The sequence below is a fragment of the Thalassolituus sp. LLYu03 genome (genome assembly GCF_050507655.1).
In the GTDB taxonomy this organism is placed as follows: Bacteria; Pseudomonadota; Gammaproteobacteria; order Pseudomonadales; family Oceanobacteraceae; genus Venatoribacter.
Genome location: NZ_CP191496.1, coordinates 1,437,112 through 1,451,567, shown reverse-complemented (window position 1 = coordinate 1,451,567; position 14,456 = coordinate 1,437,112). Strand labels below are relative to the sequence as shown.

Genomic DNA, 14,456 nt, shown 5'->3' with positions numbered 1-14,456 from the left:
AAATGAGCATTACAGCGATAGCCCGATCAGGTAAACTACTCAGCTTTTAAGCCCTTCTTGCAAAGACCATGACTCGCGTAAAGAAAACCCGCTCACTGAAACGGATTCACAGTGTAAAAACCGGCAGCATCAGTCGCCTGAAACGTGAAGCACGTGAGGCCGGCGGCGATCGTCAGGTCGGCAAACGTGTAAAAGGCCGCCGCGTACTGTCTGTGTACGAAAAATTCCTGCAGGACAATCCGGAAGCCAAAGAAAAAGCACAGAGCCAGCAGGCAGCAGAGGTGAAAGCCGAAGCGGCCAAGCAAGCGAAAGAGTCGGAAAAGCCACGCCGCTCAGCCGACAAAACCGAAGAGGTGCGTCCGAAACGCGATCAGTCGCTGCTGGACATTCTCGATAGCAAAGACCTGAAAGACATCTACTGATGCCGGCATGGAATTCTGCGGGACTCACCCTTGAGTGCTTCCCGCCCCTGCCCGAGCACGTCGCCCAGCCCTGGGATGCCGCCGATGACTATCTGCTGAGTGAAGCAGATACCCGTCTGAACACCCTGATCATTAACGATCGCTTTGGCGCGCTTACCTGCGCCCTGCCATCCGCCCGCCTCTGGAACGACAGCGCGTCCGCACTGAGCAGTGCCCGTCACAACCTGGCGTTGAACGCTCTGCCTGCGGCGGACGCCCGAATGCTGGCCACGCTTGCCGACTTGCCTGCGGACACCCGACAAATCCTGCTGCAAATGCCGAAATCCCAGGATCAGCTACATGAATGGCTGACCGTGATCAGCACGAAGGCGCCGGCCGCGACGATTCTGTTGGCTGGCATGGCGAAACACATTCCCATTCCGCTGCTGAATTGGCTGCAGGCCAATGCCGACCACTACCAGCAACTGCCCATACGGAAAAAGGCCCGCCTGATGCGCCTTCAGGGCTGGAACAAGCCGTTGGCGAACCGCTGGAAAGGCTACCGGGCATTTGACCTTAGCTTTGAAGGCCGCGCCGGGGTATTCGGTCGCGAAAAACTGGATATTGGCAGTCAGGTCCTGTTAAAGCATCTGACGCTGCCGGACCAGGGCACAGTCATCGATATAGGCTGCGGCAATGGCCTGCTGGCACTGGTGGCCAAGTCGCGCAACACCGCACTGAACGTCATCGCCACGGACGACTCACAGGCCGCGACCGAATCCGCCGCCCACAATGCGCAGATCAACGGACTCGACATTCAGGTTCGCCACGGTGACATTCTGTCGGCCGTGACTGAGAAAGCCGATCTGATTCTCTGTAACCCGCCATTTCACGATGGCCACACGCAGCTGACAAACATTGCCCAGCGCATGTTTGAAGAAAGCGCAGAGCATCTGACAGCCAACGGCCAGCTGCTGGTGATTGCCAACCGGCATCTCCCCTATCTGCCTCTGCTGCGTAATTCCTTCCGCAACGTCGAGGTAATGTCGGCCGATCAGCGCTTCAGCGTATACGCCTGTCGCCGATGACCCTGCGCACGCCAACGACTGAAGCCAGCTACCTGTTAGAGGAAAAAGGCAGCCGCTTTATCGCGGCTCTGATTCCCATCACGGAGGAAAGCGCCGTGCGGAATTATCAACAGGCACTGAAACAGCAGCATCCGAAAGCCAGCCATGTTTGCTACGGCTGGCGCGTTATGGGCTCAGAAAAACGCCCACTGGAAGGTTTCAGCGACGACGGCGAACCCTCAGGCACAGCCGGTATGCCCATCCTGCGCCAGTTACAGCACGCTGGAGCAATCAACACCGTCATTCTGATCACCCGCTACTTTGGCGGCACCAAACTGGGCACCGGCGGACTGCAGCGCGCATACGGCCAGGCCGCAGGTCAGGCACTGCAAGCGATTAATGAAACAAACTGGGAGATCTGGCTGCCACAGCAAGCCCTGATCCTGACGGCGCCGTTTCAGCGCGAAGCGGATGTCAGGCGCCTGATCAGTCAGGCAGGCGGGCACATTACCGGTGTGGACTATACGCTTTCGGGATTAGCACTGGGCTGCCAACTGGCGGAGGCCGATGTACCGGCACTGGCCGCCAGTCTGCCCTTTGATGTGACCATGAAAGAAGCCAGCCTCTGAGCCTGGCCCGGTCATTCAGGCGGTTTTGGTCTGACGTGCCGTGCGCACATCACTGAGACACACCACGCCCTGTTTCGGGCCGGCGTGTTCCGTTATTAAATTCACCGCATTTTGCTCCATCGATATGAAGCGGATATTCACCATACAACGATCCTGCGATATGCGGCGCACGGAATACACATTACCCGTACCGCACACCGTGCTGTTTCGTCCATGGGAACGCAGCTGAATTTCGATATTCAGTGTACGGAATTTGCCTGCGTCATTACGCAAACGTTCCAAACCTTCCAGCTCGACTCCGCACTCAACGCCAAGCGGCGTCAGGTCTGAGACCGCGCCGGTCAGCAGCACCTCGTCGTTATCTTTCAGCAGAATGTTGGCCATAAGAAGATATCCTGCAATCTGTACACAAATCACACAGTAGCCCATGTATATGCGGATACCAAACATTTGTAAATGATAAGAAGTGCCATATGCGCTTTAAATCGATCGGGAATAGGGCAAAATGTGAACGGATTCAAACAAAGGTCAAAATATAGCCAATCGATTACCCCTTACCTTTCACCGGCAGGCTCTATAAAATCGCGGGCCTTAAATACCGGCAAAACGAAGAATCATAAATATGCTGCGCTTATTCTCACTCATATCCGCCCTTATTCTCCTGGCAGGCTGCGCCTCGACCGTGCATGTCCCTACCTATCATGATGAGCCACTGACTCAGACCCAGAATGAAGCTCCACAACAACTGACCATCCAATATTTGGGGGTCGGCGGCCATCTGATGCGCTATGGCAACGCCACCCTGCTCACGGCTCCGTCTTTTACCAACCCCCACTTCCTTCGTGTCGGCCCACTGATGCCCATCAGCACCGACAAAGCCCGTGTTGATCAGTACCTGCCGGACGTCAGCGACGCCCAGATGATTCTGGTCGGTCATGCGCACTACGACCACCTGATGGATGTGCCCTACATTATGAACACCTACGCCAAACAGGCGGATGTGTATGGTTCGCGCACCATGGCCAACTCCATCAGCCCGGCCGTCGACAGCAGCCGCATTCATTCCCTGAACGACATCATGGGCAACGCCACCACACCCGGCACCTGGGTTTACAGTAAGCATCGCGACATCCGTATCATGGCGCTGGAGTCTTCCCATGCCCCCCATTTCATGGGAATGAAGTTCATGCAGGGCCAGTACGAAGAACCACGCGAGAACCTGCCGTGGCATGCCTTCGCCTGGAAAGAAGGTCAGACGCTGGCTTACATCATTGATTTCCTGACCGCAGACGGCACCAGCGCCTATCGTGTGTTTTATCAGGATTCCGCCAGTCAGGAACCCAAAGGTCTGGTTCCCGATCTGGGCGATGGCAAAAGCATCGACATTGCTATTCTGTGTCCGGCATCCTTCGCTCAGGTCGACAATTACCCGGAATCTGTGATGCAGAATACGCAGGCCCATCACTTTATTCTCGGCCACTGGGAAGACTTCTTTTCCAACAGCCTGAGCGGACCGCAGCGCTTTGTGCGCGCCACCAGTCAGGATGACTTTATGAACCGTTTCCTGCCCGCTTTGCCGGCAGGCAGCACCTGGACCCTGCCGGAGTTGTTCAGCACCCAACACTTCGGTCCCGGAGGAGTATTACTGCATTGACCATGACGACCCTGCAACGCGGCGCGCTGTGCGCCGCCATCGCCCGCATCAACACACCGCACGTATTGCTCTGGTGTGAAGAAAACCAGACTGATCCGGCACCGTTCAGCAAGCTGCTGACCAAGGTGCTGTCGTATCTGCGTGCGGAGCTGAAATCCCTCGATAACCTGCACCGCTTTTTCGATGATTTCTACGAGTGGCGCCAGCAGCAGCCGCTGAACGACACCCTCAACGACCGCATCGCCGACCTCACCTGTGCGGCGCTCTACAGTGCCACTGAAACCATGTTCGATGCCGAATGCGACGATGTGGAACTGATTCAGGGCGCCATCGACGCGCTGTACGACGAAATTCAGGAACTGGGCGGCGATGCCTCCGGCCTGCGCGAATACTGGGCTGCCCTGCAGCAAGAGCAGTCGGAACTGGTGACCGACAAAAGCCAGCGTCCACTGGCCAAAGCCTGGTTTCAGTGGCTGAGCGAGACCGACGTCAGCCTGTTTGGTCTGGAAGAGTAAGGACGGGTCGCCGCCGGCCCAGACCAGCGTTACACTGCCTGAAAACCATAAGGAGTTGAACATGGTCATGAAAGCCCTGCTACCCGCTGCCCTGCTGGTTTGCATCGGTCTGTCACCCATGGCTCAGGCAATGCCCAAGTCGATGCAGAACCTGCGCCTGAAGGATCAGAACGAGCTGCCGGTAAAAGTGTCGGCCAACATCCGCTACGTCCTGTTTGCTCACGACATGAGCAGTAAAGATCTGGTGCAGGAGATGCTGGCCGACAAACCCGCCGACTATCTGGATACCCATCACACGCTGTTTGTCGCCGACATCAGCGGCATGCCGCGCATCATCGCCCGCATGTTCGCTTACCCGTCACTGCGCAAGCTGCCGTATCAGGTTTTGCTCGACGAGGTGGGCGCGCGCACCGAAAACTGGGAGCGCCGCGACTCCGCCGTGACCCTGTTCCGGGTCGATAACTTTACCGTTACCAGCTACGACTTCATCGACTCGCGGGACGCGCTGGAAGACGCACTGAATGTCCTGCCACCGTCGGCGCCGGCAGACGCTGCGGAATAGCGCCAGCATCCACAAGTGCGCGTAATCCCTGATATAATGCCCGGGTATTTACCCGGGTTTTTTCATTCATGACTCCAGAATTACTTTCCCCTGCGGGCACCGTCCGCAACATGGAATACGCCTTCGCCTATGGTGCGGATGCCGTCTACGCCGGACAGCCGCGCTACAGCCTGCGTGTGCGCAACAACGACTTCACCCTCGACAATCTGGCCTTTGGCATCAGCCGCGCCCATGAACTCGGCAAGAAGTTCTACGTCGCCAGCAACATCGCGCCGCATAACAGCAAAATCGACACGTATATGCGCGATATTGAGCCGGTGATTGCTATGAATCCGGACGCGCTGATCATGTCAGATCCGGGCCTGATCATGATGGTGAAAGACCGCTGGCCGGATCAGGTGATTCACCTGTCGGTGCAGGCCAACGTGGTGAACTATGCCTCTGTGGAATTCTGGCGCCGTCAGGGCGTGAGCCGCATCATCCTGTCGCGCGAGCTGTCACTGGATGAAATCGCTGAAATCCGCCAGCGTTGCCCGGAAATGGAAATTGAAGTGTTTGTGCACGGCGCGCTGTGCATCGCCTACTCCGGCCGCTGCCTGCTGTCTGGCTACATGAATCACCGTGACCCCAACCAGGGCACCTGCACCAACGCCTGCCGCTGGAAATACGACGCCCACGAAGCGCAGGAAACCCTGTCCGGTGATGTGATTCCGGCCGGTGTCAACGAATTCGACCCGACGCTCGGCATCGGCAAGCCGTCGGACAAAATCTTCCTGCTGCAGGAAGGCAACCGCGACAACGAGTACATGCCGGCCTTCGAAGACGAACACGGCACCTACATCATGAACTCTAAAGATCTGCGCGCCATTCAGCACATCGAAAAGCTGGTGGAACTGGGCGTACATTCGCTGAAAATCGAAGGGCGTACCAAGTCGCACTATTACGTCGCCCGTACCGCTCAGGCATACCGTAAAGCCATCGACGACGCCGTGGCGGGTAAAGGTTTTGACAAGAACCTGATGGACACGCTGGAAAACATGTCTAATCGCGGTTACACCGAAGGCTTCTTCCGTCGCCACGTGCACGATGAATATCAGAACTACGAACGCGGCAGCTCACTCAGCACCCGTCAGCAGTTTGTCGCCGAGGTGATTGCCGAAGACGAGCAAAGCCTGACGCTGGACGTAAAAAACCGCTTTGAAGTCGGTGATTCGCTGGAACTGATGAGCCCACAGGGCAATCTGACGTTCCGCCTGAATGCCCTGACTGACAAACACGGCCATAGCCGGGAGGATGCTCCGGGTTCCGGCTTCGTGGTAAAAATGGACAAACCGGCCGGTTGTCCGGCCGGTGAGCTGGGTAAAGCCATGCTGATCCGCAATCTGCCGGACAGTGAAGCCATCTGACGCTGCGAGGGGTCGCACGACCCCTGTAGAGTTGAGAGTTGAGCAGACAGCGGGCGAATGATCCGCTGTCTGCGCCCGAGGAGTACCAGACAATCATGAGGACGTCGATGCATTACCTGACCCACCGGCTGCTGAAGCCTGTCACACTCTTGCTGGTCACACTGGCTGCCGCCCTGCCGGTTCTGGCCGGACCTGCGCCATTGGATGTGGTTGAAAAGGCGCAGCAGAGCATCACCTCAGAATTGGCGGAATATCCGGAGCTTGCGGGTCAGAGCCTGTACCTGAAGCAGCTGATTGATGACCATCTGTTGCCTGCAACCGAACAGACCATGATGTTTCACCGCGTCATGGGCAGCGCCGCCAGCCGCGCGTCACTGGAACAGACCAGCGCCATGATGAGCGTACTGCGCCAGCGGCTGATCCACGACGTAGCCGCCGTGTTGCGCCTGTACAGCACCCCCTCATTCAGCAAGACCGCTCTGGTCCGCGGCAGCGGCAATAAAGCCAGTGTGCGCGCAACGCTGAAGGACGACAGCCAGACCAGCGTGATCGACTATCAGCTGACCTATCTTGGCGACTGGAAAATCACCGACATCAGTGTCGATGGGCAGAGTCTGATTGACCGCTACCGCAAAGACACCGAGAAAAGCATTAAAGCCTTCGGAGTCGCCCAGACCGTGGCTGCACTGGCTGCCGAATATCAGCCGTTTGCCCAAACCGTCCGTCTTGGCGCCCACGCCTGGGGGCCGTATCTGGCCACTAATTTGCCGAATCAGGGGCTGGCGGCGGACATCGTTCGCGCCGCCTTCCAGCGTACGGGGTACCGCACGGAGCTGGTGTTTGTACCGGAACAGAAAGTGGAAGGTCTGGTCGACGCCGGTGATCTGGCCGGCGACATCGCCGCCTGGCCGACGAACTCAGAACGCGATGACCGCTTCTATACCGCGCCTTATCTGTACAATCATCTGGTGTTCGTCAAACGCAGCAATGATCCTTTCCACTACGAGTCGGACGGTCAACTGCGCCAGACACTGGTGAAGGGTGCCTACCGCTTAGGCCTGTACAGCGAAGTGGATTACGGGCCCAAAGTGAACGGGATGCTCAACCTGTTTGTGGTGAGTCAGCGTGACTACTGCTCGCAACTGGTACGCGACGTGGCGAACAAGTCACTGGATCTGGCATTGGTCGATCAGTGGGCCGGTGCCATGGAGCTGAGATCGGGCACCAATTTCAGCAGCACACTGACACTGGACGAACGTCCGTTGGTCGAGCGCAGCCTGCATGTTACCATCGCGCGCTCCGCGGCCGGCGCTGAACAACTGGTTGAGGCGTTTAACGCCGGACTCGACATGATTCAGCGCGACGGCACCTACGAATCGCTGCTGAAACAATACAACTACCCGCAATGACCAAAGCCCTTCCCGAGATTATCTTCGCTGACGACGACATCATCATCATCAACAAACCCTCGGGATTGCTCAGCGTTCCCGGCCGCTATGAGCCGGATTCCGCCTACGCACGCGTCAGTGCTGCTTACGGCGAACTGCACGTTATTCACCGCCTCGATAACGATACGTCCGGCATTCTGGTGTTCGCGCGCAATAAAAAGGCGCTGACGGCGGTACAGCAGCAGTTCGAAAAGCAGTCGACCCGTAAGGTGTACGAAGCACTGGTGATCGGCAAACTTAAAGGCAACTGGGGCTGCGTCAACCTGCCCATCTGCGTCGACTGGCCGAACCGCCCGCTGCAGATGATCAGCCATGTTAACGGCCGCTATGCCCTGACCCGCTGGAAACGTCTGGAGCAGACCGAAGACCAGACCCGTGTTGAGCTCTATCCGAAGACTGGCCGCTCGCACCAGTTGCGCCTGCACATGCTCAACATCGGCCACCCGATTGTGGGCGACCCGTTCTACGCCGGCCCATCCGCCAAAGAACAACCACGCATGATGCTGCATGCCCGCGAACTGGATTTCTGCCACCCGACAACAGGCGAGTTTATGGCCATCGTCTGCCCGGCCCCTTTCTGACAGGCCGGCAAACCAGATACCAACAAATTTGTTCGGGTTACAGCGAACGCTGTACCCGTCCGATCAGCAACAAAAGTACTGAAAACACCAGCAGCCCCGACAGCAAGATCGCCAGCGCGATACCACCGAACAGATCGGGGGCTTTCATCAGGGTGCTCATCAGCGAATCCTGATAATAGAAAAACCACTGATGGCCTTCCGGAAAGATCCAGACGTGAAACTGGTAGAACACCTGACGCGGCCCAATGATCAGCACCAACGCCACGGCCAGCGCCACAAAGCCGGATAACCACCCCGCCTGCGCCTTCCAACGGGGACGCACACCGCCCCGCACCAGCAAGAGCACAGCAGCAAGCCCGGCCACCAGAGCCACAAGCCCCGCCCAGCTCAGCACATCAATCAGGTTGGCCACATCCTGCAGGTGCTGAACTTCCGGCTCGCGCAGCAAACGATGAGGCCCCGAGGCCGTGTGGAAGCGGATGTCGGCCAACCCTTCACCATGGTGATGGACCGCGTCCACGATCTCGGCGAACACCCGGATGCGTTCTTCTTCGCTGGTGTGCTGAAAACCATGAATGTAGCGGTTACGCGGGCCAAATTTATCGATGTGCGCACCGATATCCATTTGCCCATACCAGAAGCGGTAACCGTAATCGACGGCGGCCTGCGCATACCAACCCGCTGTCAGGCAGCCCAGCAGCAAGGCAAACAAGGCTGCGAACCACAGTCCCTGATGGGCATTCTTCACGTCAGGCTCTCCAGAAAATCATTGATGGTGTGCGCGACGGACGGCACGGTCGACGGCTCAAGATGCAGATGGTGATGCCCGGCCAGCTCGCAGTAACGGGCCGCCGGAATCTGCGCCAGACGCTGGCGGAACAGGCTTTCCGGAATCAGACCACCCTGCGCCCGCACAAACAGCGACGGCATGGTCATTTTGCTCAGAAAACCGGCAATCTGCTCTTCCGTCAGCCGCACTCTGGAGGGCGCCCGCAGCCGGCTGTCGGTGCACCAGCCCCATTGCTCATCCACTTGTTTCAGATTACGCAGCACCACAGGGGCAATGCAGTCAGCGGAAAGCTCCGGGTTGTGACCGACCCGCGCAGCGATGGCAGCCTCAGGCGTCGGGTAAAGGATCTGCCGGCCACTCGGTTTAAAACGAACAGACTGAGCCAGCTGTGCGGCGACCTGCACCGGCGCGGTCGCCAGTGGCCCGGCCACATCCAGCGCGATCAATGAACGCACCAGCTCAGGAAATGCGCCGGCCAACAAGGTGCCGACGGCACCGCCCATCGAATGCCCAAGCAGGTGCACCGGACCGGCGAGTTGTTCACACAGATCAAACACAGGCTCGACCGCAGACCAGATGGCGTAGTCACCGCCCTCTGCCAGCCAGTCGGACGCACCGTGCCCCGGCAGATCGACCGCCAGCACCGTGCAGTTAGTCAAAAGTGGCGCCAGACGCTGGAACGTCGCACTGTTGTCCAGCCAGCCATGCAGGGCCAGAATCAGATGCTCAGCCTCTCCCAGCGGTTGCCCAAATTGCTGACCACGCAGCGTGCCGTAGCGAACCTTCCATTCGCGCTCTGTGCCGTTAATCATGATTCAGCTGCCCCGCCAGCGCGATGATCTGATCCGCCGTCTGTTGCGGATGTTCGAACGGAAACATGTGTGACCCCTCAGTCCAGACCACCTTCATCCCCAGCCGGCTTTGCATATAGGCGCCATTCATCCGCGTAAACACCCGGCTCTGGCGCCCGCCCACGGCCGCACCAGGTACGGCCAGCGGCGCACGAAAGGTCAGATTGTGTGGTACCGTCCGGTAAATGCGCATTTCGGTGTCCGGATCAAAATACAGCGCGATACCGTCACCTTCCGCCACCGTGGCGGCCTGCACGTAGTCGTTCAGGCATTCGGGCGTGAAATCCTTCATCAGGGTTTTGCCCGAAAAATACGAAAGCGCCTCGTTATGATCGGTCCACTGGCGGCGACGCCCATCGGTACGCCCCGCCGGTGTGACCCGATCAACCAGACCAAAGCGCTTGGCCAGACGTAAACCGGCCGATTGCATTGGCGTCAGCGCTGGCGCATCGAGAAGAATCACTGACTTCACCAGATCCGGCCGGCTGCGCGCCACCATCAGACTGAGTACACCGCCGAGAGAATGACCGACGGCGATTACCGGACGACGGTAATGCTGCTCGAAGTAATGAGTCAGCTCCTGCTCCAGATGCGTCCAGTTGTCGGTCACGGGATAGGCCGGATTGTGGCCAAGACGGTCGATGCTGCGCACATCAAAATGGGCAGACAGGTGCTCAAACAGCACCCGGTAACAACCGGAGGGGAAACCATTGGCGTGGGAAAAATGCAGAATATCCTTCATACAGCAGGTTCCGACCAGAAAGGCCAGTCAAACTACCGGCCCCTGTCACCTGCTGCAAGTGATAATAACGTCAGATTCCTTCAAGCACCGGATACCAGACGCCATTCACGGTCATGCAGCCGGCAGCGGCCACATCACCATCCAGAATCCAAACTTCAGCCGGCGACCAGGGTTGTTCGTAAATCTGTCCATCGACCAGCAAGGCCGCCAGATGGCCGACCAGTGGCAGATGTGACACCAGAATCACATCGCGGGTTTCGTGAGTGAGTTCGTCGACGAGGGGCTGAACCTGACCTTCAGGAATCAGCTGTTCGCTGCTTTCCACCGCAATGTTCAGGTGCCCGGCGATGGCCGCCGCGGTTTGCTGCGTGCGCAGAAATGGGCTGGCGATAAGGCGGGGGTTATTGAGAGGTTGCGACGCCAGCCATTTGCCGGCGCCGTCGGCCTGTCGAAAACCGCGATCAGTGAGGCTTCTGCCCCGGTCCTGCACGCTGCCGTGTTCGGCGGCACCGTGTCTGACAATACAAATCTTCACGTGAACGGACGCTCTGTTTAATTGCTGTCCGGCCAATCCTTGAACGGGTACGGTTTTTCGTCGGAGGCACCGGTCAGGTAGTGCACAATCTGCTGCACATACACACCGAGTGACTGGCCAAAAGCCTGTAACTGCTGGTTGGGCTCACCGTTCAGCAGGCGGAACACCCACTGCACCAGGGTGAGTAACAACAGCACCAGGTCGAGGACCCGGTACACCAGGAAAAACAACGCGATAAACAACGTCCTGAGCCAAAAGGCATCGGACGTCACATTTTCTTTTAACTCGCTCATGACTGACCTCTGGATGGTTATTGCTCAGAACGCACGGCGCTCTCAGATTTCGTGTTTTGGTAACGCAAAGTCGACGTCGGAGGCATGCTCGCCCGTCATTAACCCCTGAGCAATAACCCGAGGATCGGCGCCGTTGAACAGAACTTCGTAGGCACCCATCACAAGGGGCATATAAATACTCAATTCCTTCGCTTTTGCCCTGACATAACGCAAGGTATTCACACCTTCTGCCACTTCGCCCAGTTCAGACACCGCCTGTTCCAGCGTTTTACCCTGACCAATGGCATAGCCCACGCGGTAGTTACGGCTCAGCGGCGACATACAGGTCACCACCAGATCGCCGACCCCGGCAAGACCGAGAAACGTATATGGATTGGCGCCAAGCGCGACGGCGAAACGGCTCATTTCGGCCAGAGATCGGGTAATGATCATGGCTTTGGTGTTTTCGCCCATGCCCAGTGCTGCCACAAAGCCAGACACGATGGCGTAGATGTTTTTCAGCGCCCCGCTCAGCTCAACGCCATACAGGTCGTTGGCGGCGTATACACGGAAATAGCTGCAGCTCAGTGATTCCTGAATATTGCGGCGCAATTCGCTGTTCTCACAGGCAATCACGGTGGCTGCCAGCTCACGCTTGGCGATTTCTTTGGCCAGATTCGGACCACTGAGTACACCCACCGGATTATCCGGGCAGAGCTCGGTCAGTACCTGACTCATCATCAGGAAACGATCAGGCTCGATGCCTTTGGTGGTCGATACCAACGCTTGTGAAGGCGTAAGCCAGGGCTTGATGGCATTCACCACCTCTCGCACCGATTTACTTGGCACCGACACAAAAATCACCTCGGCATCAAGAATGGCTTCTTCAAGCGAGGTGGTGGCTGCCAGTGCCGGGTTGAGCACCACATCCGGCAGGTACTGAGGGTTGGTATGGGTCTGATTGATGGCGTCGGCAATCTCCTGATTGCGCAACCACTGAATCGTACGGACGCCGTTATCGGCCAGAATATTGGCAATCACGGTGCCGAAACTGCCGCCACCGATTACCGCTGCTGATTGGATAGCCACAAGGCCCCCTGAAACTGAATCATGTCGTGTTGCTTACTCAGGAACGGTCGGACTCAAGGGTGTCGACCAGCTCCCGGAAGGCATCTTTATTTTTTTCGTTAAGGCTCATCAGGACACGGTGGGCAGAAATCACCTGATCGCGCGCCTGATCTTCGGTTAATGCGCCAGCCACCCACTCACAGAAGTGAGCCTCATCGGTAAACGGCTCATCAATAATATGAAACACCTGATCAAACCCCATGCTCATCAGAATCTTGGTGATGCCGGGGTTCGGACTGGAAATGGTCGGTGTGATGTTGTGCTGCTCACGGCACAGGATAGAGACCTTGGCCATCTGCCCCAGCGTTGTGCTGTCGACACCATCGGCTTCCGACAGGTCAATTACCACATTGCTGAAGCCAGGCTTGGTCAGCACTTCATTGATGTACTGTTCGAGCGCCGAACTGAGGTTGAGGCGCACGTCTCCTTTCAGGCGGATCACATGGATTCCGCGACAGAAAGCGACCTCAACTTTACCGGAGTTCATACAGTTCCCCTCCGCACTACCATGAGTGCGATATCATCCGGAACTTCTTCCCCATCGCTCAGCGACAACGCCTGACTGATGGCGTCCAGGTCGCCACGACTCTGGCCAGCCAGCTTAAGCAACAGGGCCTCCTTATTATTCAAGGTCGGCTCGTCCATGATTTCCAGTATGCCGTCAGAGAACAGCATCAGTGCAAAGTCGTCCGGCAGCTCGATTTCCATCTCCTGATAGACAGCTTCGCGGAATAAACCGACCGGCATGCCGCGTCCGGACAGGAATTCCGCCTGCCCGCCAGCCAGTAACACCGGCATCGGGAAATGCCCGCCAACGCTGTATTTCATCAGAGAGGTACGGGTATCGATCACGCCGTAAAACATGGTCAGGTGCTTCTCCAGCTCAGACGCCAGCAGCTCGGAGTTGATGCGCGCCAGCACCTGGGCCGGATACAGAAGATCGTCGCTGGAGCCGCGCTGCAGGTTACGGCGCAAGCGGTACGTCAGATTCTTCAGCAACACAGTAACGAACGCGGACGACGCGCCGTGACCGGATACGTCGGCAATGTAGAACACCAGCCGGTGCTCACCGAGTTCAAAGTAATCGAGGAAATCGCCACTGAGCATCAGCGACGGAAAAATGTCGTGGCGGCACTGAATGCCTTCCAGATCCAGCGCATCCGGCAACATACGCAGCTGCGCCTGACGTCCCGCCAGCTGGTCGTTGCGCAGTTCGTCGAGGCCACGCTTGAGTTCGGTATTGGTTTTTTCGAGGTGTTCGCGATAGGCGCGGTTTTCGTCTTCCAGACGCGCACGGTCGAGTGCTTTGCGCAGAGAATGCGCCAGCACTTCCATATCCAGAATGGGTTTAACCAGATAGTCGGCAGCTCCGAGGCGCAGAGCCCGTACCACGTCATCCATCACACCAGCGCCAGAGACCACGATCACCGGCAGCTGAGGATAGTGCTGACGCAGCCGCTCAATCAGCTCAATGCCGTGCATTCCGGGCATCTTCAGATCACAGATGACAGCATCGACTGTCTGATGACGGAGCACGTCCAGCGCATTCAGCGCCGACTCAGCCTGAAAGGTCTGGTAACCGCAGTCGTCAAGAAACGCAACAATGCTGTCCCTGACGGTTGAATCATCATCAATGACCAGCACAGACGCGGCCATCAGTTGCTCCCGGAATCCGAACAATGGGGCGAACACTACCGTTATACGTCCGACCTTTCAATCCCTGAGCATAGTGCCTGATGTAACCACCGTCGCTGTTATTCTCATTAGCTATATTGAACGAAAGTTAAATCATTAACTGGCCTTACCTTTGGCACACTGAATGCTGAAATTTTCTCAATGTACAAAATTTAGTCACCGAGCTAGCATCGGACCATA

The 14,456-nt window shown here is 57.4% G+C and carries 18 protein-coding genes; 9 read left to right on the top strand and 9 right to left on the bottom strand.

Annotated elements, in window-relative coordinates; translation table 11 throughout:
* Positions 1-68 precede the first annotated feature (68 nt).
* The 3 genes from ACQUQU_RS06610 to ACQUQU_RS06600 are packed head-to-tail and all read left to right on the top strand — an operon-like array spanning position 69 to position 2,097.
* The gene (locus ACQUQU_RS06610; RefSeq protein ID WP_430462453.1) at positions 69-422 is read left to right on the top strand and encodes a hypothetical protein; all 354 of its coding nucleotides are present in this window, start codon (positions 69-71) and stop codon (positions 420-422) included.
* Positions 422-1,489 carry a class I SAM-dependent methyltransferase gene (locus tag ACQUQU_RS06605; protein ID WP_430462452.1) on the top strand — a complete coding sequence of 356 codons (1,068 nt, stop codon included), beginning with the start codon at positions 422-424 and terminating at the stop codon, positions 1,487-1,489. Before ACQUQU_RS06610 ends, ACQUQU_RS06605 begins: the two co-directional genes overlap by 1 nt.
* Positions 1,486-2,097 carry an IMPACT family protein gene (locus tag ACQUQU_RS06600; protein WP_430462451.1) on the top strand — a complete coding sequence of 204 codons (612 nt, stop codon included), beginning with the start codon at positions 1,486-1,488 and terminating at the stop codon, positions 2,095-2,097. Before ACQUQU_RS06605 ends, ACQUQU_RS06600 begins: the two co-directional genes overlap by 4 nt.
* 15 nt (positions 2,098-2,112) lie before the next feature.
* Here ACQUQU_RS06600 and ACQUQU_RS06595 read toward each other — a convergent pair whose 3' ends face one another.
* Positions 2,113-2,481, bottom strand: a complete 369-nt coding sequence (locus ACQUQU_RS06595; protein ID WP_430462450.1) for a hypothetical protein — start codon at positions 2,479-2,481, stop codon at positions 2,113-2,115.
* A gap of 238 nt (positions 2,482-2,719) precedes the next feature.
* Between ACQUQU_RS06595 and ACQUQU_RS06590 the strand changes: the two genes are divergently transcribed.
* From ACQUQU_RS06590 to ACQUQU_RS06565, 6 genes are all read left to right on the top strand, one after another.
* Complete coding sequence (locus ACQUQU_RS06590) at positions 2,720-3,751, top strand: hypothetical protein (protein WP_430462449.1); 1,032 nt, start codon at positions 2,720-2,722, stop codon at positions 3,749-3,751.
* Complete coding sequence (locus ACQUQU_RS06585; protein WP_430462448.1) at positions 3,748-4,266, top strand: hypothetical protein; 519 nt, start codon at positions 3,748-3,750, stop codon at positions 4,264-4,266. The genes ACQUQU_RS06590 and ACQUQU_RS06585 overlap by 4 nt, the downstream gene beginning before the upstream one ends.
* 61 nt (positions 4,267-4,327) lie before the next feature.
* Positions 4,328-4,828, top strand: a complete 501-nt coding sequence (locus ACQUQU_RS06580) for a hypothetical protein (RefSeq protein WP_430462447.1) — start codon at positions 4,328-4,330, stop codon at positions 4,826-4,828.
* A gap of 68 nt (positions 4,829-4,896) precedes the next feature.
* Positions 4,897-6,234, top strand: a complete 1,338-nt coding sequence (gene yegQ, locus ACQUQU_RS06575) for a tRNA 5-hydroxyuridine modification protein YegQ (RefSeq protein WP_430462446.1) — start codon at positions 4,897-4,899, stop codon at positions 6,232-6,234.
* A 95-nt stretch (positions 6,235-6,329) separates the two neighbouring features.
* Complete coding sequence (locus ACQUQU_RS06570; protein WP_430462445.1) at positions 6,330-7,643, top strand: ABC transporter substrate-binding protein; 1,314 nt, start codon at positions 6,330-6,332, stop codon at positions 7,641-7,643.
* On the top strand, positions 7,640-8,263 hold the full coding sequence (locus ACQUQU_RS06565) for an RluA family pseudouridine synthase (RefSeq protein WP_430462444.1): 624 nt from the start codon (positions 7,640-7,642) through the stop codon (positions 8,261-8,263). The genes ACQUQU_RS06570 and ACQUQU_RS06565 overlap by 4 nt, the downstream gene beginning before the upstream one ends.
* A gap of 37 nt (positions 8,264-8,300) precedes the next feature.
* Here ACQUQU_RS06565 and ACQUQU_RS06560 read toward each other — a convergent pair whose 3' ends face one another.
* The 8 genes from ACQUQU_RS06560 to ACQUQU_RS06525 form a co-directional block, all read right to left on the bottom strand.
* Positions 8,301-9,011 (bottom strand): DUF1461 domain-containing protein, encoded by a 711-nt coding sequence (locus tag ACQUQU_RS06560; RefSeq protein WP_430462443.1) that lies wholly within the window; start codon positions 9,009-9,011, stop codon positions 8,301-8,303.
* Positions 9,008-9,865, bottom strand: coding sequence for an alpha/beta fold hydrolase (locus ACQUQU_RS06555; RefSeq protein ID WP_430462442.1), 858 nt, complete (start codon positions 9,863-9,865; stop codon positions 9,008-9,010). The genes ACQUQU_RS06560 and ACQUQU_RS06555 overlap by 4 nt, the downstream gene beginning before the upstream one ends.
* Positions 9,858-10,646, bottom strand: coding sequence for an alpha/beta fold hydrolase (locus tag ACQUQU_RS06550; RefSeq protein WP_430462441.1), 789 nt, complete (start codon positions 10,644-10,646; stop codon positions 9,858-9,860). The genes ACQUQU_RS06555 and ACQUQU_RS06550 overlap by 8 nt, the downstream gene beginning before the upstream one ends.
* A gap of 70 nt (positions 10,647-10,716) precedes the next feature.
* A complete protein-coding gene (sixA, locus tag ACQUQU_RS06545; RefSeq protein ID WP_430462440.1) occupies positions 10,717-11,181 on the bottom strand; it encodes a phosphohistidine phosphatase SixA in 465 nt (154 codons plus the stop codon).
* Positions 11,182-11,198: 17 nt separating this feature from the next.
* Positions 11,199-11,474: a DUF4389 domain-containing protein gene (locus ACQUQU_RS06540; protein ID WP_430462439.1), complete on the bottom strand. Its 276-nt coding sequence runs from the start codon at positions 11,472-11,474 to the stop codon at positions 11,199-11,201.
* 42 nt (positions 11,475-11,516) lie between these two features.
* Complete coding sequence (locus ACQUQU_RS06535) at positions 11,517-12,542, bottom strand: NAD(P)H-dependent glycerol-3-phosphate dehydrogenase (RefSeq protein WP_430462438.1); 1,026 nt, start codon at positions 12,540-12,542, stop codon at positions 11,517-11,519.
* 37 nt (positions 12,543-12,579) lie between these two features.
* On the bottom strand, positions 12,580-13,068 hold the full coding sequence (locus ACQUQU_RS06530; protein ID WP_430462437.1) for an STAS domain-containing protein: 489 nt from the start codon (positions 13,066-13,068) through the stop codon (positions 12,580-12,582).
* Positions 13,065-14,237, bottom strand: coding sequence for a SpoIIE family protein phosphatase (locus tag ACQUQU_RS06525; protein ID WP_430462436.1), 1,173 nt, complete (start codon positions 14,235-14,237; stop codon positions 13,065-13,067). Before ACQUQU_RS06525 ends, ACQUQU_RS06530 begins: the two co-directional genes overlap by 4 nt.
* Positions 14,238-14,456 lie beyond the last annotated feature (219 nt).

Coding starts and splice junctions, on each gene's coding strand:
- ACQUQU_RS06610 (WP_430462453.1), top strand. CDS start 69: ATGACTCGCGTAAAGAAAACCCGCTCACTGAAACGGATTCACAGTGTA.
- ACQUQU_RS06605 (WP_430462452.1), top strand. CDS start 422: ATGCCGGCATGGAATTCTGCGGGACTCACCCTTGAGTGCTTCCCGCCC.
- ACQUQU_RS06600 (WP_430462451.1), top strand. CDS start 1,486: ATGACCCTGCGCACGCCAACGACTGAAGCCAGCTACCTGTTAGAGGAA.
- ACQUQU_RS06595 (WP_430462450.1), bottom strand. CDS start 2,481: ATGGCCAACATTCTGCTGAAAGATAACGACGAGGTGCTGCTGACCGGC.
- ACQUQU_RS06590 (WP_430462449.1), top strand. CDS start 2,720: ATGCTGCGCTTATTCTCACTCATATCCGCCCTTATTCTCCTGGCAGGC.
- ACQUQU_RS06580 (WP_430462447.1), top strand. CDS start 4,328: ATGGTCATGAAAGCCCTGCTACCCGCTGCCCTGCTGGTTTGCATCGGT.
- yegQ (WP_430462446.1), top strand. CDS start 4,897: ATGACTCCAGAATTACTTTCCCCTGCGGGCACCGTCCGCAACATGGAA.
- ACQUQU_RS06570 (WP_430462445.1), top strand. CDS start 6,330: ATGAGGACGTCGATGCATTACCTGACCCACCGGCTGCTGAAGCCTGTC.
- ACQUQU_RS06565 (WP_430462444.1), top strand. CDS start 7,640: ATGACCAAAGCCCTTCCCGAGATTATCTTCGCTGACGACGACATCATC.
- ACQUQU_RS06555 (WP_430462442.1), bottom strand. CDS start 9,865: ATGATTAACGGCACAGAGCGCGAATGGAAGGTTCGCTACGGCACGCTG.
- ACQUQU_RS06550 (WP_430462441.1), bottom strand. CDS start 10,646: ATGAAGGATATTCTGCATTTTTCCCACGCCAATGGTTTCCCCTCCGGT.
- ACQUQU_RS06540 (WP_430462439.1), bottom strand. CDS start 11,474: ATGAGCGAGTTAAAAGAAAATGTGACGTCCGATGCCTTTTGGCTCAGG.
- ACQUQU_RS06530 (WP_430462437.1), bottom strand. CDS start 13,068: ATGAACTCCGGTAAAGTTGAGGTCGCTTTCTGTCGCGGAATCCATGTG.
- ACQUQU_RS06525 (WP_430462436.1), bottom strand. CDS start 14,237: ATGGCCGCGTCTGTGCTGGTCATTGATGATGATTCAACCGTCAGGGAC.